Raw genomic sequence first — 21,886 nt, 5'->3', positions numbered from 1 at the left:
TCGCCTTGTCCTTGCGCAGGCGACTGCGAACCGGTTTCGAGCCAAAAACCCGCCTTGAGCGGGTTTTTTTGATGAAGGCGGTTGCGGGTTCCGGATGAGGTTTGCCGCCTTGCCGCCTTGCCGCGTTTTCCGTTCAAGCGGGTCAGGGGGCGGTCAATCGAGCTCGTTGCGACGATACAGGCTCAGCGCGACGCCCAGTCCCGCCAACATGCCGGCGCAGGCCCGGTTCAGCCAGCGCATGGTCCGGCCGGAGAGGAGGCGCATCGAGTGATAGCCGCCCAGGGCGTAGATGCTCATCAAGGCGATGTCGATGACTGCGGTCAGCAACGCGAGGCTAAGGTATTGAGCCACGATGTCGTCTTGGGGACGGATGAATTGAGGTAGGAAGGCGGAGAAGAACAGCAGCCCTTTGGGATTGGAAAGAGCGGCCAGTAGCGAGCGGACAAAGGCGGCCCGGCCGGTTGGAGGCCTTACGGCGCTCGCGTCCGCCTGAATAGGGCGGACGGGCGCTCGCCATAGCGCCGCGGCCAAATAAAGCAGATAGGCTGCGCCGATCCACTTCACCAGCGTGAACAACTGTTCGGAGGCCAGCAGAAGCGCGCCGAGCCCACAGGCGACCGCGCCGATCAAGATCAGGTCCGACAAGGCCGCGCCGGCGATACCGCAGGCCGCGACCCGTTTGCCGCCATAGGCGCCATTGTTCAGTGCGAGCAACATGGTGGGGCCGGGGGTGACGGTGACAGCGGACACCGAGACCACGTAGAGAGCAAGTGTTGTTGAGTCCATTCATGACTCCTTAATGACTCGGCTCGTGAAGGAGCGAAATAGGATCAAAACCTGTTTTCCGCTCCGCGGGGGCCGAAAGTTGAGGCGTGCAGCAGGCCTAGCGTGAGAAGGGGCACGGACTACTGTAGCCGTTTGTTGGATGCGGGGCATGCTTCGGCGGTCTCGCTTCGGTCTTCGAGCCATGCCTGTTTCAACGAATGGGCTTGCAAGGCGTGGACGCAGGACAGGAGGTGGAGGATTGACGCAAAAAAAAACGCCAAGACCCGAGTCTTGGCGTTTTGTCCGGCGGAGATTTTCCGCCATGGCTGCGCAGCGCTTAGCCGAGCACGGCGGCCAGTGCGGCGTTGAAGCTGGCGCTAGGGCGCATCACCGCGCCGCACTTGGCGGCATCGGGGTGGTAGTAGCCGCCGATGTCGGCCGCTTTGCCTTGCACCGCCTTCAGTTCGGCCAGGATCTTCTGCTCGCTGTCGGCCAGGCTCTTGGCCAGCGGCGCGAAGCGGGCTTGCAGCTCCTTGTCGTCGGACTGGGCGGCCAGCGCCTGAGCCCAGTACATGGACAGGTAGAACTGGCTGCCGCGGTTGTCCAATTCGCCGGTGCGGCGCGACGGGGACTTGTCCTCGTCCAGCAGCTTGCCGGTGGCGAGGTCCAGCGTCTTGGCCAGGATCTTGGCCTTGTCGTTGCCGGTCTTGATGCCCAGTTCTTCCAGCGACACCGCCAGCGCCAGGAACTCGCCCAGGCTGTCCCAACGCAGATGGTTTTCTTCCAGCAGCTGTTGCACGTGCTTGGGCGCGGAGCCGCCGGCGCCGGTCTCGTACATGCCGCCGCCGGCCATCAGCGGCACGATGGACAGCATCTTGGCCGAGGTGCCCAGTTCCATGATGGGGAACAGATCGGTCAGGTAGTCGCGCAGAATGTTGCCGGTCACCGAGATGGTGTCCAGGCCGCGGGCCACGCGTTCCAGGGTGTAACGCATCGCGCGCACCTGGGACATGATGTGGATTTCCAGGCCGCTGGTGTCGTAATCCTTCAGGTAGGTGTGCACCTTCTTGATCAGCTCGTTCTCATGCGGGCGGTACGGGTCCAGCCAGAACACCGCAGGCATGCCGGAGTTGCGGGCGCGGGTGACGGCCAGCTTGACCCAGTCGCGGATCGGCGCGTCCTTCACCTGGCACATGCGCCAGATATCGCCTTGCTCGACGTTCTGCGACAGCAGCACTTCGCCGGTGGCGAGGTCGACGATGTTGGCGACGCCGTCTTCCTGGATTTCATAGGTCTTGTCGTGGGAGCCGTATTCCTCGGCCTTCTGCGCCATCAGACCGACGTTGGGCACGGTGCCCATGGTCTTGGGATCGAAGTTGCCGTGCCATTTGCAGAAGTTGATCATCTCCTGGTAAATGCGGGCGAAGGTGGATTCCGGCATCACGGCCTTGGCGTCGTAAGGCTTGCCGTCGGCACCCCACATCTTGCCGCCGGCGCGGATCATCGCCGGCATGGAGGCGTCCACGATCACGTCGTTGGGCGAGTGGAAGTTGGTGATGCCCTTGGCCGAATCCACCATGGCCAGACGCGGGCGGTGCTCCTGGCAGGCGTGCAGATCGCGGATGATTTCTTCGCGCTTGGAGGCCGGCAGGGTTTCGATCTTCTCGTACAGGGTGGCCATGCCGTTGTTGACGTTGACGCCCAGTTCCTCGAACAGCTTGCCGTGCTTCTCGAAGGCTTCCTTGTAGTAGATCTTGACGCAGTGGCCGAACACGATGGGGTGGGACACCTTCATCATGGTGGCTTTGACGTGCAGGGAGAACAGGATGCCGGATTCGCGGCAGTCTTCCATTTCACGCTCGTAGAAGTCGCACAGCGCCTTCTTGCTCATGAACATGGAGTCGATGATCTCGCCGGCCTGCAGCGCGACCTTGGGCTTGAGCACGATGGTCTGGCCGTTCTTGGTGGTCAGTTCCATCTTCACGTCGCGCGCCTTGTCCAGCGTGATCGACTTTTCGCCGTGGTAGAAGTCGCCATGGTGCATGTGGGAGACGTGGGTCTGCGACCATTGCTTCCATTCGCCCATCGAGTGCGGGTGCTTCTTGGCGTAGTTCTTCACCGCCAGCGGCGCGCGGCGGTCGGAGTTGCCCTCGCGCAGCACCGGGTTCACCGCCGAGCCCAGACACTTGGCGTAGCGGTCCTTGATCGCCTTGTCGGCGTCCGAGGCCGGGTTTTCCGGATAGTCCGGCAGCGGGTAGCCCTTGGCCTGCAGTTCCTTGACGCAGGCGATCAGCTGAGCCACCGAGGCGCTGATATTGGGCAGCTTGATGATGTTGGTGTCGGGCTGCTGGGTCAGCTTGCCCAGCTCGGCCAGGGTGTTCGGCACTTTCTGTTCGTCGGCCAGATAGTCGGGGAATTCGGCCAGGACGCGCGCCGCCAGCGAAATGTCCGCGGTGGCGATTTCAATGCCGGCGGAGCCGGCGAAGGCTTGCACGACCGGCAGGAAGGCGCTGGTCGCCAGCGCCGGCGCTTCGTCGGTCAGGGTGTAGATGATTTTGGGCTGTTCCGATGGCATTACTCTATCTCCTTTATCTTGTGACGACAGAACGATTGCGCAGGGCGCTGCCGGCGCATTGAAAGACCTTGGAAAGGCGGATGCCGGGCCCAGGCGACGCGGCCTGAACGCGGTCCGGAGACTCTCTGGCAATTTTCAAAAGCGAATTATACCTCTGTGCGCACGCTTGGCTCGCAGCGCATTTGAACTTTTATGCTTGATAACTGCGCGGCGGCGGTTCGAATGCGAATTATAGGCCGCATCCGGCGCGTGCATGCGCCGGCTTCGCCGGCAAACTTGCGGCGCGCGGCGCGCGGCTCTTGTATCATTCGCCTCATTCTTTCTTGCCGCTCTTCACGCCATGTCCCGACTCATTCTGCTCAACAAGCCCTACGGCGTCATCTGTCAGTTTTCCGAGCATCCCAAGCATCTGACGCTCAAATCCTGCGTGCCCTTGCCGGGCGTGTATCCGGCGGGGCGGCTGGACACCGACAGCGAAGGCCTGTTGCTCTTGACCGGCGACGGGGAATTGCAGCACCGCATCGCCAATCCGCGCTGGAAACTGCCCAAGACCTATTGGGTGCAGGTGGAGGGGCAGATTCGCGAGGAGCAGCTGGAGCAGCTGCGCCGCGGCGTCGACCTGGGCGATTTCACCACCCAGCCGGCGCAGGCGCGGCGCATTGAGGCGCCCGCGCTGTGGGAGCGCACGCCGCCGGTGCGTTTTCGCAAGACGGTGCCGGACGGCTGGCTGGAGATCGTCATCAGCGAGGGCAAGAACCGCCAGGTGCGGCGCATGACCGCCAAGGTGGGGCTGCCGACGCTGCGCCTGGTGCGGGCGGCGATCGGGCCGTGGGCGCTGGACGGCCTGCAGCCGGGGGACATGCGCGAGCTGGAGGTGGACCTTGCGGATTTGCCGGGGGTCTCGCAAGCTCAGCGCACCGCCAAGCCCGGCGCGCAGCCGCGCGGCGGCGGTTTTCGGCGCGGAGGCCCGCGCAAGCCTTGAGCCGCACCCGAAGCGAGGCTTGCCTGGCGCCGACGGCGCAAAGAAAAACGGGGAAGCTTTCGCTTCCCCGTCCTGGGTGTCGCACGCGGCCCTGTTCTTTGGGCCTGCGCTTAGGCGCGGTGGCTGTCCTCGAAGTAGGCGATAGGCCCGGCGCTGGTTAAGCCGATGTGGAAGGTCGAGCTTTCCGGGAAGGTCTCGCCTATGCTTTCCGCGGCGCGCACGATCTCGTACAGCACTTCCACTTCCTTGAATTTTCGGGTGATGTTGTCATTGCCCAGCAACCAGGCCCGGATTTCCTCGGCATGCGGGTGGTTGTTTTCCAAGTCCAGCTGGCAGGCCGGCGTGCTGATCAGGCTGATCGCAGGCGGCATGCTGATGTCCAGTTGTTGCAATTGTTGGTTCGCCAGTTCGGCGAAGCTGGACAATTCGAGGTTGGCCCGCTCGCGGATGGAGGAAAGGGCAATGCTTCCATCGTCCGTGACCTGACTGAACAGCTGGACCAGGCCCGGGGCGGTGGCAGTGTTTTCAAGCGACATTGTTGTTGCTCCTGTCTCGGATGTTACCTTCTAGTAATATAGGAAACGTCCCCGGGTCTGGCCTGGTCATTTGGCCAGTTTCTTTAATTCATAGAGCAGAGCTTGCGCTTCCCGTGGCGAGAGATCGTCTAGATCGACCTCCAGAAGGCGTTCGACCGCGGGATTCGGTTCCGGTTCCACGTTTGCCGTCGTGGGTAAACTGATAAATAGGTCTGGCTGCACGCGGCTGGCGGAGTGGTTCTCCAGTTCGGTCAGATAGCGGCGCGCTTCCCGGATCACTTTGCCGGGCACGCCGGCCAACTGGGCCACCGCCAGGCCGTAGCTCTGGCTGGCCGGACCTTCCTCCACATGGTGGAGGAACACGATGCGGTCCTTGTGCTCCACCGCGGACAGATGGACGTTGGCGACGCTGGGATATTCGCTTTCCAGGCTGGTCAGCTCGAAATAATGGGTGGCGAACAGGGTATAGGCGCGGCTTTTCTCTATCAGCGCCTTGGCGATGGCCCAGGCCAGCGCCAGGCCGTCGAAAGTGGAGGTGCCGCGGCCCACTTCATCCATCAGCACCAGCGAGTGTTCGGTGGCGTTGTTGAGGATGTTGGCGGTTTCCGTCATTTCCACCATGAAGGTGGAGCGGCCGCCGGCCAGGTCGTCCGAGGCGCCGATGCGGGTGAAGATGCGGTCTATCGGCCCGATCACCGCGCGTTGGGCCGGCACGAAGCTGCCGACGTGAGCCATCAGGGTGATCAGCGCGTTCTGGCGCATATAGGTGGATTTACCGCCCATGTTCGGGCCGGTGATCAGCAGCAGTTTGCGGGTGTCGGACAGCCGGGTGTCGTTGGCGATGAAGCGCTCCACCTCCGCCTCCACCACCGGGTGGCGGCCTTCGATGATTTCCAGCCGCGGTTCGGCGACGAACTCCGGCTCCACGTAGTTGTTGACGCTGGCGCGCTCGGCGAAGGCGGACAGGACGTCCAGCCCGGCCACCGCCTGGGCGATCAGCTTCAGGTCTGGGATGTGCGGCGCCAGCTGGTCCAGCAGGTCTTCGTACAACTGCTTTTCCAGCGCCAGCGCGCGGTCCTGCGCCGACAGCGCCTTGTCTTCGAATTCCTTCAGTTCCGGCGTGATGTAGCGTTCGGCGTTCTTCAGCGTCTGGCGGCGGCGGTAATCGTCCGGCACCTTGTCGCCCTGGGCCTTGGTGACTTCGATGTAGAAGCCGTGCACGCGGTTGAATTCCACTTTCAGCGTGGGAATGCCGGTGCGTTCCTTCTCGCGCGCTTCCAGCGCCAGCAAGAAGGCGCCGCAGTCGGTCTGGATCGCGCGCAATTCGTCCAGCGTGGCGTTGAGGCCGTGGTTGATCACGCCGCCGTCGCGCAGGAAGGTGGAGGGCTCGGGCAGGATGGCCTGGCTGAGCATGATTTCCACCGGGGAGTCGTCCGGCAGCAGACGCGCCAGCTCGCCCAGCAGCTCGGCGTCCAGGCCGGCGGCCAGCCGCTTGACGCCGGTCAGCGCCTTCAGCGAATCGCGCAGCGCGGCCAGATCGCGCGGGCGGGCGCTGCGCAGCGCGATGCGGGCGGTGATGCGTTCGATGTCCGCCACTTCGCGCAGCTGGGCGTGGGCGTCGTCGTAGGCCGGCAGCAGGGCGCGCACCGCTTCCAGCCGGCGCGCCAGCTTGCCGTGGCTACGGATGGGGTGATGCAGCCAATGGCGCAGCAGACGGCTGCCCATGCTGGTGGCGCAGCCGTCCAGCAGCGAGGCCAGGGTCGGCGACGGTTCGCCGCGTATGGTTTCGGTCAGTTCCAGGTTGCGGCGGGTGGCGCCGTCCATGCGGATCAGTTCGCCGGCGTCTTCCACCGCCAGATTGGCGATGTGGGCCGGGTTCACGCTCTGGGTGGTCTTGACGTATTCCAGCAGCGCGCCGGCGGCGCCCACCGCCACCGGCAGGGTGTCGGCGCCGAAGCCGGCCAGGTCGCGGGTGCCGAAGTGCCGGGTCAGCGTCATCTGCGCCGATTCGATGTCGAACTGCCACGGCGGCAGCTTTTTCTTGGGCGCGGCCACGGTTTCGAACACATTGAGGCCGGTGTCGTCCGGGATCACCAGCTCGGCCGGTTTCAAGCGTTCCAGCTCGCTGTGCAGATCGTCCACCCGGGTTTGCAGCACTTTGAATTCGCCGCTGGCGAGGGATAGCCAGGCCAGGCCCAGCACGCCCTTGACCATGTTCACCGCCAGCACCAGGTTGTCGCGCTTGTCGTCCAGCAGCGCGGCGTCGGTCAGCGTGCCGGGGGTGACGATGCGCACCACCTTGCGTTCCACCGGACCCTTGGACAGGGCCGGATCGCCGATCTGTTCGGCGATGGCGACGGATTCGCCCATCTTGACCAGGCGCGCCAGATACCCTTCCGCGGCGTGATAGGGCACGCCGGCCATCTTGATCGGATTGCCGCCGCTGGCGCCGCGTGTGGTCAGGGTGATGTCGAGCAAGCGCGCCGCCTTCTCCGCGTCCTCATAGAACAGTTCGTAGAAGTCCCCCATGCGATAGAACACCAGCTTGTCGGCGTGTTCGCGTTTGATGGCCAGGTATTGCTGCATCATCGGGGTGTGTTGGGGCGTGCTCATCGGCTATGGGCTCTTATGTTTTCAATGGACAACAGGATGCCGCGGCCGCGGCCCGCGGATCAAGGCCGCGCGGGCGCCGGGCATCCCTGATTAAAGATTTCAGCCCCGCGCGGGGCGGGCTTTGGAGAGTTGGCGCTATTTTAGCGCAGCCCGACAGCGGCGTCAGCCGCGCCGGGCATGGGCGTCGCAATGCGGTTTGCATGAGGCGGCGTCTTGTCAAGCGAGCCGCTCAACGATGGTTGTGATTGACTTGGTTTCATTGCGAATTTATGATTTATATCAAAGTTTCAGAAATTCCTGAAAATTGAGAACGTCATGAATCTATCGCCACTCGTCCAGTCTTTCGTGCTGCATTTCGGTGAAATGGGCAGCCGCTGGGGCATCAATCGCACCGTCGGGCAGATCTACGCGCTGCTATATGTATCTGAGAAGCCGCTGAACGCGGATGAAATCGCCGAAAGCCTGAGCTTCTCGCGCTCCAACGTCAGCATGGGACTCAAGGAGCTGGAGTCCTGGCGCCTGGTCCGGCTGCAGCACTTTCCCGGCGACCGCCGCGAATATTTCTCCACGCCCGACGATGTCTGGGCCATCTTCAAGACCCTGGCCGAGGAGCGCAAAAAGCGCGAGGTGGAGCCCACGCTGACCATGTTGCGCGGCGCCATCATGGAGAAGCCGGCCAGCGACGCGGAACGCCACGCGCAGCAGCGGATGAAGGAGATGCACCAGTTGATCGAACTGGTGACCACCTGGTTTTCCGACATCCAGCACATGGACGTGGAGACCTTGCAACGCTTGATGAAACTGGGCTCGCAGGTGCAGAAGATCCTGCAGTTCACCCACTCGCTTTCGAAACTGACCAGTCGCGACGGCGACAGGGAGTAGCTATGGACTTTGACCCGCTGGTATTGGCGCGCATTCAGTTCGGCGCCAATATTTCCTTCCACATCTTGTTTCCCACCATCAATATCGCGATGGGCTGGGTGCTGCTGTTCTTCAAACTGCGCTATCTCAAGACCGGCCAGCAGGGCTGGATGGACGCCTACGGCTTCTGGGTGAAGATTTTCGCGCTGTCCTTCGCGCTGGGCGTGGTCAGCGGCGTGACCATGAGCTTCCAGTTCGGCACCAACTGGCCGGGCTATATGCAGACGGTGGGCAATATCGCCGGTCCCTTGCTGGCCTACGAAATCCTGACTGCCTTCTTCCTGGAGGCCACCTTCCTCGGCGTGATGCTGTTCGGCCGTTCCAGGGTGTCGGAGCGGGTCCATACCTGGGCCACCTTCCTGGTCGCCTTCGGCAACACGGTGTCGGCGTTCTGGATCCTGGCCTTGAATTCCTGGATGCAGACTCCGGCCGGCTTCAAGATGGTGGACGGCAAGGCGGTGGTGACCAGCTGGCTGGAGGTGATCTTCAATCCTTCGCTGCCTTACCGGCTGACCCATATGCTGATCGCTTCCGGCCTGACCACGGCCTTCCTGGTGGCCGGCCTGTCCGCTTATCGCCGGCTGAAGGGCGACCGCAGCGACGGCGCCAAGATGGCCTTGAAAACCGGCGTGATCACCGCGGCGCTGCTGATTCCGCTGCAGATCTTCGTGGGCGATATGCACGGCCTGAACACCTTCAAGCATCAGCCGGCCAAGCTGGCGGCGATTGAAGGCGTCTGGCATACCGAGAAGGGCGCGCCGCTGTTGCTGTTCGCGCTGCCCAATGCGGAAACGCGGCAGAACGATATGGCGGTGGGCATTCCCAAACTGGCCAGCCTGATCATCACCCACGATCCCAACGGCGAGATCCGCGGCCTCAACGAGTTCGCCCAGCATCCGCCGGTGGGCAAGGTGTTCTGGAGCTTCCGGGTGATGGCGGGCGTCGGCGCGCTGATGCTGCTGGTGTCCTGGCTGGCCTGTTGGCAACTGCGCCGTCGCGGCCAGCTGACGCCGCTGATGCTGCGGGCGCTGGTGGGCATGACTTTCGCCGGCTGGGTAGCGACCCTGGCCGGCTGGTACGTGACCGAGATCGGCCGTCAGCCGTGGCTGGTGGAAGGGGTGCTGACCACCGCGCAGGCGGCGGGCCCGGCGACCGGAGGCATGGTGGCGTCCACCCTGGCGATGTATCTGGGTCTATACCTGGTGTTGCTGACCGCCTATGTGTCGGTCTTGTTCTACATGGCCGGCAAGGCTGCCGGCCAGTCCGGCGGCGAAGCCGCGCATCTCGAGGAGAAACTGGCATGAGTGGCGCTGTGTATTGGTTGCCGGTGGTGTTCGCCGGCCTGATGGCCCTGGCCATGCTGATTTACGTGGTGCTGGACGGTTACGATCTGGGTGTGGGCCTGTTGCTGCCCTTCGCCGAGGACGATGAGAAGGACATGATGATCGCGTCTATCGGTCCGTTCTGGGACGCCAACGAAACCTGGCTGGTGCTGGGCGTGGGCTTGTTGCTGGTGGGCTTCCCGCTGGCGCACGGCATCATCCTGGGCGAACTCTATCTGCCGGTGGCGCTGATGCTGGCCGGCTTGATCGTGCGCGGCGTGGCTTTCGATTTCCGCGTCAAGGCGCGCGAACCGCACAAGCCGTGGTGGAACGTCGCCTTCGCCTGCGGTTCCCTGTTGGCGGCGTTGACCCAGGGCGTGATGCTGGGCCGCTATCTGACCGGTTTCGCCGAAGGCTGGCTGGCCTGGGGTTTCGCCTTGCTGGCCGGTATCGGCCTGGCCGCGGCCTACACCTTGCTGGGCGCCGGCTGGCTGATCATGAAAACCAGCGGCGCCTTGCAGGCCAAGGCGGTGGCCTGGGCGCGGCGCAGCCTGGCCGGCGCCGGCCTGTCGGTGCTGCTGGTGTCGGCGGCCACGCCGCTGGCCAGCAGCCATATCGCCGCCAAATGGTTCGCCTTGCCGGAGTTCCTGCTGTTGCTGCCGCTGCCCTTGGGTTGCATCGTGTTGTTCGCCACCTTGTGGGTGATCCTGCCGCGGCTAGCGGTGCGCCAGGCGGCAGGCAACGACAATTGGTGCTGGGCGCCGTTCGCCTGCACCGTCGGCATCGTGCTGTTGTCGTTCTGGGGCCTGACCTATAGCGTGTTCCCGGAGGTGGTGATCGGCCGGTTGAACATCTGGCAGGCTGCCAGCGACACCGCGGCGCTGTGGGTGATCTTCTGGGGCGCGGCGGTGGTGCTGCCGGTGATTCTGCTGTACACCGCCTTTGTCTATCGGGTGTTCCACGGCAAGGCCAATGCGCTGACTTACCAATAAGCTTGCGATTTCCGTCCTTGACGAAGCCGCCTTTGCCGAGCAGAGGCGGCTTTTGCCATACTGGAAGCGCGTCATCCGCCTGCAATCCGCGTCGGCGACAATGACGCCTTTTGTCCGAGGTCCGCAAGGAAGCGCCCATGTCCCAGTCCACCTCCGGCCGGCAATGGCCTTATCCCCGCTTCATCGCCCATCGCGGCGGCGGCGTCCTGGCGCCGGAGAACACCCTGGCGGGATTTCGCGAAGGTCTGCGCTACGGCTACCGCGGCGCGGAATGCGATGTGAAGCTGTCCGCGGACAATGTCTGCTTCTTGCTGCACGACGACACGGTGGAGCGCACCAGCAACGGCCGCGGCGCGGCGGCGGCGATGAGCATGGCGCAATTGGCGCGGCTGGACGCCGGCGGCTGGAAGGGCGCGGCTTTTGCCGGCGAGCCGATGCCGACGCTGGACAATGTCGCCGCTTATTGCCTTGCGCACGGCATCGCCTTGAACATCGAGATCAAACCCTGCCCGGGACGGGAGGCGGACACCGGCGCGGCGGTGGCGGCGGAAGCCGCGCGGCTATGGGCCGGCGCCGCGCAGCCGCCCTTGCTGTCGTCTTTTTCCGACGAGGCGCTGCGCGCCGCGCGCGACGCCGCGCCACGTCTGCCGCGCGCCTGGCTGGTGGAGCAGGCGCCGGCGGACTGGGAGGCGCGTTTGCGCGAGCTGGCTTGTATTGCGCTGCACTGTGATCACCAGAGCTTGAGCGCTGAGCTGAGCGCCGAGATCAAGCGAGCCGGCTTTCAATTGCTGTGCTACACGGTGAACCGGCCGGCCGACGCCGAGCGCTTGCTGGCCTGGGGCGTGGACAGCGTCTGCACGGATCGCTTGGATTTGCTGCGGCCTATTTCAGATTGAAAGCCTTGAAGCTCCCGTCCGCCTTCATCGTCAGGATGGCGTGGTTCAGCCGTTGCATGGCGTCGTCGCTCAATTGAGGATGGCAGGCGAAATAGATGTCCGTCTCATTCACCACCAGGGCGACGCGCGGCGTCGCCATTTTCATTTTGTCGGCCATGCCCTGTATGCCCACATCCAGCGTGGCCAGCAAGTCGATGCGGCCCAATTGCAGTTTGCGCAGGCTGGTTTCCAAGTCCGCGCTTTCGTCCAGCGCCCAGCCCTGTTGTCTTAGCCGGCTGGCCACGGCGGTGCCGCGGACGGCGCCGATGTGGAATTGCCGGGCCTGCTCAGCCTTGCCGAAGCGGCGGGTCTCGTCTTGACGCGCCAGCAGCACCAGTCGCAGGCGGATGATGGGCTCGCTCCAGCGGAACAGCGCCTCGCGTTCGGGAAAGCGGGCGGCGGTCAGGCAGGTGTCCGGGGTGTGCCGGACCAGCAGCACCGCGCGGGCGGTGGGGTAGGGCGCGAACTTGAACGGCAGGCCGGCGCGTTGCGACAGCGCGCGCATCAGGTCGATGGCGGCGCCGGAGACGCGTTGCTGATCGGCTGACACTTCGATGATGGGGGGCTGAGGGCTGACCAGTATGGTCAGCCCGGCCGCCGCGGCCGGCGCCGGGGCCAGCGCCGCGATCCCCAGCCACAGCAGGCGCCGCATCGCGGCCTAGACGCTGAAGCGGCCGGCGAGCTGGCCCAGCCGCTGCGACACCGACTGCAGTTCGCCGGCGGTCTGCGCGCTGGCTTCGACGGCGCTGGCGTTGGTTTCCGACATCCGCGCCACGCTCTCCACGTTTTGCGCCAGGGACTGGCTGGCGCTGCTCTGTTCCTTCAGCCCCTGAGTGATTTGATGGATGCTGTCTAGCACCTGGTCCACGCATTGGCGGATGGAGGCGATGCTGGCGCCGGCGTTGCGGGTGTTTTCCTGGCCTTGCATGATGGCGCTCATGCCGGTTTGCATATTGGCGATGGCCTGCTGCGAGGTGCGCTGGATGTCGGAGACGATGGTGCTGATCTCGGTGGTGGATTGCGCGGTGCGTTCCGCCAGCTTGCGCACCTCGTCGGCCACCACGGCGAAGCCGCGGCCTTGTTCGCCGGCGCGCGCGGCTTCAATGGCGGCGTTCAGCGCCAGCAGATTGGTTTGGTCGGCGACATCGCGGATCACATCGACGATGCTGGCGATGGACTCCGATTGCTGGCCCAGCGCGCCTATGGTTTCCGAGGCCGAGGACACGTCGCGCACGATGCTGTCCATGCTGGCGCTGGCGTCGTGGATGATGGCGTTGCCCTCGCTGGATTGGCTGACCGCGGCGCGCGAGAGTTGATTGGCTTGTTCCGATTGCTCGGCGCTGACCATCAGGCTGGTGCTCAACTGTTCGATCGCCGCCGCCATGCTGGCCGCCGCCTGAGTTTGCTTGGTGCTGCTGTGGGACACGTTCTGGGCGCTTTGCGCCATCTGGTCGGCGGCCAAATTGACTTCGCGCGAGGTGTCCAGCAACTGGGTCACGGTGTCGCGCAATTGGTCGCGCATCTGGCCGATGGAGGCGAGCAAGCTGCTACGGTCCTGTTCGCGCAACTGGATGCGGGTGCCCAGCTGGCCGGCGGCCAATTGCTCGACCACGCTTTGAACGTAGAAAGGCTCGCCGCCCAGTTGCAGGGTGATGGACAGATAGAGCTGGTGGAACAGGAAGCTGGCCAGCAGCATGGCGGCCAGGCCGATGCCGATGTAGAAATTGCGCTGGGCCTGCATCCGTTCGATGCGGGCTTGTAGCAGCGTGTCCAGATTGTTCAGCGTCACGTCGCCGAAGCGGGCGCCGATCTCGGCGTTTTTCGCCGCCATGCCGCTCACCGCCAAGGCCGCGCCGGTTTGGCCGGCGATGGCCTTGTCTATGGCCGCGCCCTGGCCTTGATGAAACGCGGCCAAGGCCTGGGATTCGGCGTTCAGCGCGGTCTTCAGCGCCGGATTGTAGGCCAGCGCCTTGGCCAGGTCGCCATTCAAGCCGTCCAGCGCGCCGTTGATCAGCGGGCGCAGTTCCACCAGGCGGTCGCGTTCCGCCGGCGTCAGCGCCTGGCCGGCTTCCGGTTTGGCGGCCCAGGCCAGCGCTTCGCCGATGTAGTTGCTCAGCGAGGGCAGCTTGGCGGTGGCGGCGTCCATCAGGTAATAGCTGTCGATGTCCGGGTCCAGCGTCAGATTGGAATTGTCGCTGGCGGCGCCGAGCAGGGCGTTGAGTTTGTCCGCTGTGCTGTCGAAGCTGGCGATCACTTGCGGCGGCGGCGCCGCGCCTATCCGCGACAGCGTGCCTCGCGCGGCGCTGGCGGTTTTCCAGGCCTCGTCGGTTTGCAGGATGGCGCCGTATTGTTCATGGGCGCTTTGCAGCCGGTTCCAGCCTTGCTCCAACTGCGCCTGAGCCGCCGGCAGCGCCGCCTTGGCGGCGGCCTCGCCCTGCGCCGCTCGCACGGCCAGATCCTGAGCTTGTTCCAGCGCGCCCAGCAGGTGATGCAGCGGCTGGATGTAGGACACGCCGACTCTTTCTTTTTGCGAAAAGTCGATATTGTCCTGATTGGTTCGATACAGACCGTACACCATATAGAGTAAGGCGACGGCAAAGACCGCGCCGATCAGCGCAAAGCGGCTGGGGTAGCTCAAGCGCTGCATCAGCCTTACCACGGGCGTTGTCATGATTTCGCTCCTGACTGTGGCGGCGACGCCCGCAATGTGAACGTCTACCGCGCCAGTTCCAGAATAGGCAATTTTCACGGACTGCGATTGCCGCATGAAATGCGATGGCTGGGCTGAAGCGCCGCGTATCAGTTCATTGCGGGCGGGAGCATGAGCTTTGCCTTGTCTGGCGTATGAAGGCAACCGGCCATAATGCTTAAGTCATCAAAAATGACTTTTGATTGTTTTGTGCTTGGATAAATAGGCCGCTCTCTGGACGGTATCAATGACAAAGGCGTGTCCGGGCGCGACGGAAAGCCGGCTGGCGCGGCTTTGGCCGATGGCGTCCGGCATTGCCAGCAATCACTCTATTTTGCTAAATTCGCCGGGTTTCGCATCAAAACAGTCTGACGAAGCGGTGTCCCGAAGCAGGCGGCCTGACGGCCGCGGGGAGCTGTCTCGTCAAGACCGCAACCCTCGAGCCCGGCGCCAAGATCGGGACGGGGTCAATCTTCCAGTCTGAAATCCTTCCGGCGCGCGTCGCCCATTTCCAGATTGCCACGCTCAGAGCTTTAAGAGGATCCATGGACTTGCTTCATTCGTTTATCAATGCCGCCAATGATGTGATTTGGGGCAAGATGCTGATCGGCCTGTTGTTGGCCGTCGGCTTGTATTTCTCGTTGCGTTCCGGCCTGTTGCAGCTGAGGCTGTTCGCGCGCGGCTGGCGCGAAATGATGGGCGGCCGCGGCGGCCATCGCAGCAAGGACGATATTTCGCCGTTCCAGGCTTTCGCCACCGGCCTCGCCAGCCGGGTGGGCACCGGCAATATCGCCGGCGTGGCCATCGCCATTGCCGCCGGCGGCCCCGGCGCGGTGTTCTGGATGTGGCTGACCGCCATGCTGGGCATGGCCAGCGCTTTCGCCGAATCGACTTTGGCGCAGCTGTTCAAGACCAATCACCATGACGACACCTTCCGCGGCGGCCCGGCCTACTACATCCAGAAAGGCCTGGGGCAACGCTGGCTGGGCGTGATCTTCGCCCTGTGTCTGATCCTGGCCTTCGGCCTGGTGTTCAACGCGGTGCAGGCCAACTCCATCGTGGCGGCCACCGAGGGCGCCTGGGGCTGGAACCGCTATATGGTGGGCATCGCCCTGGTGGTGATGACCGCCCCCATCATTTTTGGCGGCGTGCGCTCGGTGGCGCGGGTGGCCGAGTGGCTGGTGCCGGTGATGGCGGCCATTTATCTGCTGATGACCTTCTATGTCTTGGCGGCGCACGCGGCCGAGCTGCCGGGTTTGATCGTGCTGATCGTCAAGAGCGCCTTCGGTCTGGAGCAGGCGGCGGGCGGCTTCGCCGGCTATGCGGTGAGCCAGGCGATGATGCTGGGCATCAAGCGCGGCCTGTTCTCCAATGAGGCGGGCATGGGCTCCGCCCCCAACGCGGCGGCGACGGCGACTTCGCGTCACCCGGCGAGTCAGGGCGCGATCCAGATGTTCGGCGTCTTCATCGACACCATGGTGATCTGTACCGCCACCGCCGCCATCATTCTGTTGTCCGGCGTGTATGACCAGGGTTTGAGCGGCGTGGCGCTGACGCAGAAGGCGATCGAATCGCAGTTCGGCCCGATAGGCGCGTCCTTCCTGGCGGTGGCGATGTTCCTGTTCGCCTTTTCCACCATCATCGGCAATTACGCTTACGCCGAGGGCAATGTCGAATTCATCCGCAGCAATAAGGGGATCTTGCTGGCCTTCCGTCTGATCGTGCTGGCGATGGTGATGTTCGGCGCGGTGGCCAGCCTGCCGCTGGTGTGGGATATGGCTGACTTTGCCATGGGCCTGATGGCGCTGATCAATCTGGTGGCCATCGTGCTGCTGTCGCGTTATTTCTTCATTGTGCTGAAGGATTACGAGCGTCAGCTGAAGCGGGGCGAGTCCACCCCGGTGTTCAAGGTGGCGGATTACCCGGAACTGGCCGCCAAGGTGGAAAAAGACATCTGGTAAGCCGCGTCCGGCTCCAACGATAAACAGCCCGCGTCCAGACGCGGGCTGTTTTGTTGCTAGCCCCGTTCAAATGGTCTTGGAGTAGCGCGCCTGGGTGCGGCGCTCTCGCAGGTGGCGGTCGAAGATCATCGCGATATTGCGGATCAGGAAGCGGCCCTTGGGCTCCACCATGATGAAGTCGCCGTCGAAGGACAGCAGGCCCAGTTGCTGGTATTCGCGGATCTGCGGCAGTTCTTCGGCGAAGTACTCGGCGAAGTTGATGCCGTGGATCTCTTCCAGCGCCTCCACCGACAGCGAGAAGCGACACATCAGGCCCTGGATGATGCTGCGGCGCAGGATGTCGTCATTGTCCAGCGTCAGCCCGCGCAACACCGGCAGATGGCCGCTGTCCAGCGCCGCGTAATAACTGTCCAAGTCCTTGGCGCTCTGGCTGTAACAGGGGCCGACCTTGCCGATGGAGGACACGCCAAGACCGATCATGTCGCAGTCCGCATGGGTGGAGTAACCCTGGAAATTGCGTTGCAGCCGGCCCTGGCGCAGGGCGGAGGCCAGTTCGTCGTCCGGCTTGGCGAAGTGATCCATGCCGATGAAGACATAGCCGGCGTCGGCCAGGCGCTGCACCGAGTCCTGCAGGATGTCCAGCTTGGTTTCCGGCGAGGGCAGATCGGCCTCGTTGATGCGCCGCTGCGGCATGAACACGGTGGGCAGGTGGGCGTAGTTGTACAGCGCCAGCCGGTCCGGCCCGATGGCGATCACCTTGTCCAGCGTGCGGCGCACCGATTCCCGGGTCTGCAGCGGCAGGCCGTAGATCAGATCGACGCTGACGGACTTGAAGCCGGCGTCGCGCGCGGCCTGGATCACCTCCAGCGTTTCCTCTTCGGATTGCACCCGGTTCACCGCCTGCTGCACCGCCGGTTCAAAGTCCTGAATCCCGACGCTGATGCGGTTGAAGCCGAGTTCGGCCAGTTTGAAGATTGTCGCCGCGCTGACTTTGCGCGGGTCTATTTCTATGGAATACTCCCCCTCCTTCAAGAACTCGAAATGAGTCTTGAGCAAGGTCATCAATCGTTCCAGTTGCGCGTCGGACAAGAAAGTGGGGGTGCCGCCGCCGAAATGCAGCTGTATCACTTGCTCGCGGCGGCCCAGACAGGAGGCGATCATGCGGACCTCCTTCTCCAGGTAGTCCAGGTACAAGTCCGCTTTGCCGCTGTCCTTGGTGATGATCTTGTTGCAACCGCAGTAGTAGCAGATAGTGTTGCAAAAAGGTATATGAGCGTACAATGATAAAGGTTTCCGGTTGGCGCCGATGCTGCGCTGCCGTAGCCAGTGGATGTAGTCTCTTTCGGCAAAACCCGGCGTAAAGCGATCCGCTGTCGGGTATGACGTATATCTAGGACCTGTCCCGTCGAGGCGCTCAATCAGCGCGCGGTCGAATTCAAAATGGGCAGGAGAAAATGGGTGGGTGGTCTTCATGTCGTATTTGGATGGCAAAACCTCTGGTGGACTGGTAAATTTGCGGAAATCCTGCGAATTTCGCTTTGATAAGGGTCAAGCTTCATCGCAAGCTTGTACTAAACATGCCATGTCCGATCAGAACCATATCTCTTTGCATAACCTGAAGGTCTCCTGCTCCAACTGCAGCCTGAAGGAACTTTGTCTACCTGTGGGGCTTAACCGCGAGGAGCTGACCCAGCTCGACGCGGTGATCCGCCAAAGCCGCCGTTTGAAGCGCGGCGAGTACTTGTTCCGCAGCGGCGAAGGCTTCCGTTCGCTGTTCGCGGTGCGCACCGGCTTCTTCAAGACCAGCGTCGCCAGCCAGGACGGCCGCGAGCAGGTCACCGGCTTCCATATGTCCGGCGAACTGATGGGCCTGGACGGCATTTCCGCCAATGTGCACGGCTGCGACGCCATCGCGCTGGAGGACAGCGAGGTGTGCGAGCTGCCGTTCAGCCGCATGGAGAGCCTGGGCCGCGAAATTCCCACCCTGCAGCACCATTTCTACCGTCTGATGAGCCGCGAGATCGTTCGCGATCAGAATGTAATGTTGTTATTGGGCAACATGAAGGCGGAAGAGCGCCTGGCCGCCTTCCTGCTCAATCTGTCGCAGCGTCTGTCCACCCGCGGCTTCGCCGCCAACGACTTCATCCTGCGCATGAGCCGCGAGGAAATCGGCAGCTTCCTCGGCCTGAAGCTGGAAACCGTCAGCCGCACGCTGTCCAAGTTCCAGCAGCAAGGCTGGATCACCGTCGATCACAAGCACATCCAACTGGTGATGGTGGACGAATTGAAGGCGCTGATTTCCGGCTGCGCTCACGCCAACGGACATTGATTCCGCCGCGCGGGCGGACAGATGGAAAACGCAAGGCAAGCCCTCGGGCTTGCCTTTTTTCATGGAGCCGGCGCGCAGTCCGCGATTTGCAGCAGCAGCCGCGACAGCGGCGCTTCCTGAGGCCAGCCCGGCGGCACGGCGAAGCCGCGGGCCACTTCATGCCAGTCGCCGTCGGGACCGGGCTGCAGTTCGGCCAGCAGCTGCGGCGCCTCGGCCTGTTCCAGGCGCGCGCGTAGTTCCGCCGCGTCGGCGGTGTGTTCCCGCGAGCGGCGCGCCGGCGCCAGCCAACTGAGCCTGGGCAGCCAGGCCCAGCGCGAATCCGCGTTCAGCGCCGGCCAGTCGCCGCGCAGCGGCCAGTATTGCCCGTACAGCGGCTGGGCGCCGGGCGGCGCTTCCGGCGCGGTGTCGCGGGCGTGGAACAGCCAGCCGCTGAGCCGGGCGCCGACCGCGCAGCCCTCAAAGCCCGCCGGCAGCGTCGCTTGCGCCGCTGGGTGGCGGGACAGGCGCAGCTGGGTTTGCAGTTTATGGGCTTTCAGCGCCCAGGCGTCGCGCAGGCTGGGGCCGGTCAAGGTGTCCGCGCTGCGGCCCAGTTGCAGATAGAACTTGCTGGCGGCTTCCAGATGCAGCGGTTGGCCGTCTAGGCGCAGCAGGAAGTCGAACTCGCCGACGGTGCGGCCGTCCGGCGCGCGCACCGGCAGATTGCTGGCCACCAGTTCGATGTGCGGCGCCAGCCGGAACCAGAAGGACAGCAGCCGTTCCGCGTAATGGCCCAGACGGCGGGTGGGCTGGCGCGCCAGCCAGTGCTGAAGTTCGGCAGGATCGGCGTCCAGCGTTTGCAGCAAGGCCGGGCCGTCGGCCCCCAGCAGCCGCTGCGGCGGGATGTCCGCGCCGCTGCGCCAGGGAGAGGGCGCGGAGAGCAGAAAAGCCAGATCGCGCACCGCCGGGTGCGCGTAGGGCAGGGTGAACGGCGGCTTATTCGCCATCCTGTCCGGGCGCGTCGCGGCGGACTTCGCCGTCGGCGGCGCGCTGCACCTGTTTGAGGAAGCCGCGCAGGATGTCGATTTCCTCGCGCAGCAGGCCGGCGCGGTTGAACAGGGTGCGCATCCGGCGCATCATCCGTTCGCTGTTGCGGCGGCGGAAATAGCCTATCTTGTCCATGGTCTGTTCCAGGTGGCCGCAGAAGCCCTCCACCTCGCCCAGCGCCGCCGCGTCGCTGTCGGCGCGCAGATAGTCGACGTCCACGCCGGTGTGGCTGAACAGTTCGTAAGTCATCACCTGCACCGCCATCGCCAGATTCAGCGAGAAGTAGTCCGGGTTGCCGGGGATGGTGACCAGGCGGTTGCATTGTTCGACTTCTTCAATGGACAGGCCGAAGGTCTCGTTGCCGAACACCAGGGCCACCTGTTCGCCGGCGCGGGCGCGCGCCACCAGTTCCGGCGTGGTCTGGCGCGGGGTGGACAGCGGGGTGGTCAGCTCGCGACGGCGGCTGGTCAGCGCGCAGGCGATGGTGACGTCTTGCAAGGCCTCGGCCAGGCTGGACACCACGGTGGCCTGCTCCAGAAGATCCACCGCGCCGGAGGCCAGCGTATTGGCCTCGTCGCTGGGAAACACTTTGGGTTCAACCAGATACAGCCGGCTCAGGCCCATGGTTTTCATCGCCCGGGCGGCGGAGCCGATATTGCCCGGATGGTTGGGGCGGGCCAACACGATGCGAATGTTTTTCAGAAAATCAGGTACTTGGGGTTTATTCATCAGCAGTTTCACATTAAAATAGCCGGCTTATCGAAAAGCCCGCGCGCCGTTTTGCGCGCAAGGCCAGCGTTTGCCGGATTGGGCAGGCGTGCGGCCTTGCCCGATTGCGCCGGGTTTTTCTTGTTCCTTAACCCAGATTGTTACTAGCAGACGTCGCGTCATGTGGCGGACGTCTGTCATGGTTGAAAGTGTAGAGGCCGTCAATGCATCCGATGCTCAATGTCGCGGTGAAAGCCGCTCGCCGCGCCGGCAGTGTCATCCAGCGCGCGTCGCTGAATCTCGACGCGGTGCGCGTAGAGCGCAAGAAACACAATGACTTCGTGACCGAAGTGGACCGCGCCGCGGAAGAGTCCATCATCGCTTCCATTCTGGAAGCTTATCCCAAGCACGCGATTCTAGCAGAAGAGTCCGGCGCGAAAGGCATCGGTTCGTCGGAATACGAGTGGATCATCGATCCGATCGACGGCACTACCAACTTCCTGCACGGCCACCCGCAGTACGCGATCTCCATCGCGCTGGCGCACAAGGGCCAGGTGCAGCAAGCCGTGGTCTTCGACCCCAACCGCAACGATCTGTTCACCGCCTCGCGCGGCGTCGGCGCCTTCCTCAACGATCGCCGCATCCGCGTGTCCAAACGCTTCATGATGAATGAATGCGTGATCGCCACCGGCTTCCCGGTGTCCGACCAAAGTTATATCGACCAATACCTGGGCATGCTCAAGGATGTGCTGGCCAAGACCGCCGGCGTGCGCCGCGAAGGCGCGGCCTCGCTGGACCTGTGCAATGTCGCTTGCGGCCGCGTGGAAGGTTTCTGGGAGCTGAACCTCAAGCCTTGGGACATCGCCGCGGGCAGCCTGATCGTGCAGGAAGCGGGCGGCATCGTCACCGATTTGTCCGGCGAACAAGGCTGGCTGGAGTCCGGCGACATCGTCGCCGCCAACCCGAAAGTGCTGGCGCAGCTGCTGCATACGCTGGCGCCGCATATCGGCAAGTAAGCGCTGTCGGCTTGGCCCCTTGGGGCTTGAGCGGCTAACGCGTCACGGCGTCCTCGGGGGCGCCGTTTTTGTTTGGAGCGTGATATGAAACAGTTTTTGGGTTCGGTCGCCCTGGTGGTGACGGATTACGATGAAGCCATCGCCTGGTATGTGGACAAGCTGGGCTTTGTCTTGCTGGAGGATGAGCGCCAGGGCGAGGACAAGCGCTGGGTGCGCGTGGCGCCGCCGGGAGCGAGCGAGTGCGCGCTGCTGCTGGCCAAGGCGAGCAATGCGCGGCAGCAGGCGGCGGTGGGCGGCCAGACCGGCGGCCGCGTGGGTTTCTTCCTGCATACCGACGATTTCTGGCGCGATTACCGCCGCATGGCGGCGGCGGGCGTGAGCTTCAGCGAGCAGCCGCGGGAGGAGGAATACGGCACCGTGGTGGTGTTCGAGGACTTGTACGGCAATCGCTGGGATTTGCTGCAGTTGAAGTCCGACGTTTAAACGCCGGCTGGGCCCCGTGAATAACAAAGAGCCGCG

General features: G+C 63.8%; 17 protein-coding genes and 1 pseudogene. 9 read left to right on the top strand and 9 right to left on the bottom strand.

The genetic code is table 11. From position 1 onward, the window contains the following. Positions 1 to 153 precede the first annotated feature (153 nt). Together DB032_RS16090 and DB032_RS16085 are read right to left on the bottom strand one after the other, a co-directional pair. The gene (locus tag DB032_RS16090) at positions 154 to 786 is read right to left on the bottom strand and encodes a LysE family translocator (protein ID WP_107800367.1); all 633 of its coding nucleotides are present in this window, start codon (positions 784 to 786) and stop codon (positions 154 to 156) included. Between the two features lie 316 nt (positions 787 to 1,102). Next, a complete protein-coding gene (locus DB032_RS16085; protein WP_107800366.1) occupies positions 1,103 to 3,340 on the bottom strand; it encodes an NADP-dependent isocitrate dehydrogenase in 2,238 nt (745 codons plus the stop codon). A gap of 340 nt (positions 3,341 to 3,680) precedes the next feature. Between DB032_RS16085 and DB032_RS16080 the strand changes: the two are divergent. Continuing rightward, positions 3,681 to 4,217 (top strand): annotated as a pseudogene (locus tag DB032_RS16080) (pseudouridine synthase); the annotation flags it as partial. 215 nt (positions 4,218 to 4,432) lie between these two features. On the opposite strand, the gene DB032_RS16075 reads toward DB032_RS16080, so the two are convergent. Beyond that, the gene (locus tag DB032_RS16075; protein WP_107800364.1) at positions 4,433 to 4,858 is read right to left on the bottom strand and encodes a hypothetical protein; all 426 of its coding nucleotides are present in this window, start codon (positions 4,856 to 4,858) and stop codon (positions 4,433 to 4,435) included. A gap of 66 nt (positions 4,859 to 4,924) precedes the next feature. Beyond that, the gene (gene mutS, locus DB032_RS16070; RefSeq protein ID WP_107800363.1) at positions 4,925 to 7,471 is read right to left on the bottom strand and encodes a DNA mismatch repair protein MutS; all 2,547 of its coding nucleotides are present in this window, start codon (positions 7,469 to 7,471) and stop codon (positions 4,925 to 4,927) included. Between the two features lie 315 nt (positions 7,472 to 7,786). Between mutS and DB032_RS16065 the strand changes: the two genes are divergently transcribed. The 4 genes from DB032_RS16065 to ugpQ all read left to right on the top strand — a co-directional run bounded on the left by DB032_RS16065 (position 7,787) and on the right by ugpQ (position 11,602). Next, a complete protein-coding gene (locus DB032_RS16065; protein ID WP_107800362.1) occupies positions 7,787 to 8,353 on the top strand; it encodes a GbsR/MarR family transcriptional regulator in 567 nt (188 codons plus the stop codon). A gap of 2 nt (positions 8,354 to 8,355) precedes the next feature. After that, entirely contained in the window at positions 8,356 to 9,696 is a 1,341-nt protein-coding gene (locus tag DB032_RS16060; RefSeq protein WP_107800361.1) for a cytochrome ubiquinol oxidase subunit I, read from the top strand. Continuing rightward, positions 9,693 to 10,706, top strand: a complete 1,014-nt coding sequence (locus DB032_RS16055; protein ID WP_019100876.1) for a cytochrome d ubiquinol oxidase subunit II — start codon at positions 9,693 to 9,695, stop codon at positions 10,704 to 10,706. Before DB032_RS16060 ends, DB032_RS16055 begins: the two co-directional genes overlap by 4 nt. 137 nt (positions 10,707 to 10,843) lie before the next feature. Next, positions 10,844 to 11,602, top strand: coding sequence for a glycerophosphodiester phosphodiesterase (gene ugpQ / locus DB032_RS16050; protein WP_107800360.1), 759 nt, complete (start codon positions 10,844 to 10,846; stop codon positions 11,600 to 11,602). Here the strand turns inward: ugpQ and DB032_RS16045 are convergent. After that, positions 11,589 to 12,293 carry an ABC transporter substrate-binding protein gene (locus tag DB032_RS16045; RefSeq protein WP_107800359.1) on the bottom strand — a complete coding sequence of 235 codons (705 nt, stop codon included), beginning with the start codon at positions 12,291 to 12,293 and terminating at the stop codon, positions 11,589 to 11,591. The genes ugpQ and DB032_RS16045 overlap by 14 nt on opposite strands. 6 nt (positions 12,294 to 12,299) lie before the next feature. After that, positions 12,300 to 14,312: a methyl-accepting chemotaxis protein gene (locus DB032_RS24185; RefSeq protein WP_158274325.1), complete on the bottom strand. Its 2,013-nt coding sequence runs from the start codon at positions 14,310 to 14,312 to the stop codon at positions 12,300 to 12,302. Positions 14,313 to 14,875: 563 nt separating this feature from the next. On the opposite strand from DB032_RS24185, the gene DB032_RS16035 reads away from it, so the two are divergent. Further along, entirely contained in the window at positions 14,876 to 16,291 is a 1,416-nt protein-coding gene (locus DB032_RS16035) for a sodium:alanine symporter family protein (protein WP_107800357.1), read from the top strand. 66 nt (positions 16,292 to 16,357) lie between these two features. Here DB032_RS16035 and hemN read toward each other — a convergent pair whose 3' ends face one another. Beyond that, positions 16,358 to 17,764: an oxygen-independent coproporphyrinogen III oxidase gene (hemN, locus tag DB032_RS16030; protein WP_107800356.1), complete on the bottom strand. Its 1,407-nt coding sequence runs from the start codon at positions 17,762 to 17,764 to the stop codon at positions 16,358 to 16,360. 109 nt (positions 17,765 to 17,873) lie between these two features. Between hemN and fnr the strand changes: the two genes are divergently transcribed. Beyond that, positions 17,874 to 18,620 carry a fumarate/nitrate reduction transcriptional regulator Fnr gene (fnr, locus tag DB032_RS16025; protein WP_043590811.1) on the top strand — a complete coding sequence of 249 codons (747 nt, stop codon included), beginning with the start codon at positions 17,874 to 17,876 and terminating at the stop codon, positions 18,618 to 18,620. Between the two features lie 59 nt (positions 18,621 to 18,679). Here fnr and DB032_RS16020 read toward each other — a convergent pair whose 3' ends face one another. Together DB032_RS16020 and DB032_RS16015 are read right to left on the bottom strand one after the other, a co-directional pair. Beyond that, positions 18,680 to 19,603, bottom strand: a complete 924-nt coding sequence (locus DB032_RS16020; RefSeq protein ID WP_107800355.1) for a DUF1853 family protein — start codon at positions 19,601 to 19,603, stop codon at positions 18,680 to 18,682. Beyond that, complete coding sequence (locus DB032_RS16015; RefSeq protein ID WP_107800354.1) at positions 19,593 to 20,372, bottom strand: RNA methyltransferase; 780 nt, start codon at positions 20,370 to 20,372, stop codon at positions 19,593 to 19,595. The genes DB032_RS16020 and DB032_RS16015 overlap by 11 nt, the downstream gene beginning before the upstream one ends. 203 nt (positions 20,373 to 20,575) lie before the next feature. On the opposite strand from DB032_RS16015, the gene DB032_RS16010 reads away from it, so the two are divergent. Then, on the top strand, positions 20,576 to 21,367 hold the full coding sequence (locus tag DB032_RS16010) for an inositol monophosphatase family protein (protein WP_048411783.1): 792 nt from the start codon (positions 20,576 to 20,578) through the stop codon (positions 21,365 to 21,367). Between the two features lie 84 nt (positions 21,368 to 21,451). After that, entirely contained in the window at positions 21,452 to 21,850 is a 399-nt protein-coding gene (locus tag DB032_RS16005; protein WP_107800353.1) for a VOC family protein, read from the top strand. Positions 21,851 to 21,886 lie beyond the last annotated feature (36 nt).

The organism is Chromobacterium sp. Panama (genome assembly GCF_003052555.1).
Lineage (GTDB): Bacteria > Pseudomonadota > Gammaproteobacteria > Burkholderiales > Chromobacteriaceae > Chromobacterium.
Note: the sequence above shows the minus strand (reverse complement) of the source record. Positions and strands in the feature narration are given on the sequence as shown.

Bases quoted from the DNA above. Each gene is read 5' to 3' on its own strand.
- DB032_RS16075 (WP_107800364.1), bottom strand. From the start codon at position 4,858: ATGTCGCTTGAAAACACTGCCACCGCCCCGGGCCTGGTCCAGCTGTTC.
- fnr (WP_043590811.1), top strand. From the start codon at position 17,874: ATGTCCGATCAGAACCATATCTCTTTGCATAACCTGAAGGTCTCCTGC.
- DB032_RS16065 (WP_107800362.1), top strand. From the start codon at position 7,787: ATGAATCTATCGCCACTCGTCCAGTCTTTCGTGCTGCATTTCGGTGAA.
- ugpQ (WP_107800360.1), top strand. From the start codon at position 10,844: ATGTCCCAGTCCACCTCCGGCCGGCAATGGCCTTATCCCCGCTTCATC.
- DB032_RS16045 (WP_107800359.1), bottom strand. From the start codon at position 12,293: ATGCGGCGCCTGCTGTGGCTGGGGATCGCGGCGCTGGCCCCGGCGCCG.
- DB032_RS16020 (WP_107800355.1), bottom strand. From the start codon at position 19,603: ATGGCGAATAAGCCGCCGTTCACCCTGCCCTACGCGCACCCGGCGGTG.
- DB032_RS24185 (WP_158274325.1), bottom strand. From the start codon at position 14,312: ATGACAACGCCCGTGGTAAGGCTGATGCAGCGCTTGAGCTACCCCAGC.
- DB032_RS16060 (WP_107800361.1), top strand. From the start codon at position 8,356: ATGGACTTTGACCCGCTGGTATTGGCGCGCATTCAGTTCGGCGCCAAT.
- DB032_RS16005 (WP_107800353.1), top strand. From the start codon at position 21,452: ATGAAACAGTTTTTGGGTTCGGTCGCCCTGGTGGTGACGGATTACGAT.
- DB032_RS16085 (WP_107800366.1), bottom strand. From the start codon at position 3,340: ATGCCATCGGAACAGCCCAAAATCATCTACACCCTGACCGACGAAGCG.
- DB032_RS16035 (WP_107800357.1), top strand. From the start codon at position 14,876: ATGGACTTGCTTCATTCGTTTATCAATGCCGCCAATGATGTGATTTGG.
- mutS (WP_107800363.1), bottom strand. From the start codon at position 7,471: ATGAGCACGCCCCAACACACCCCGATGATGCAGCAATACCTGGCCATC.
- DB032_RS16015 (WP_107800354.1), bottom strand. From the start codon at position 20,372: ATGAATAAACCCCAAGTACCTGATTTTCTGAAAAACATTCGCATCGTG.
- hemN (WP_107800356.1), bottom strand. From the start codon at position 17,764: ATGAAGACCACCCACCCATTTTCTCCTGCCCATTTTGAATTCGACCGC.
- DB032_RS16010 (WP_048411783.1), top strand. From the start codon at position 20,576: ATGCATCCGATGCTCAATGTCGCGGTGAAAGCCGCTCGCCGCGCCGGC.
- DB032_RS16055 (WP_019100876.1), top strand. From the start codon at position 9,693: ATGAGTGGCGCTGTGTATTGGTTGCCGGTGGTGTTCGCCGGCCTGATG.
- DB032_RS16090 (WP_107800367.1), bottom strand. From the start codon at position 786: ATGGACTCAACAACACTTGCTCTCTACGTGGTCTCGGTGTCCGCTGTC.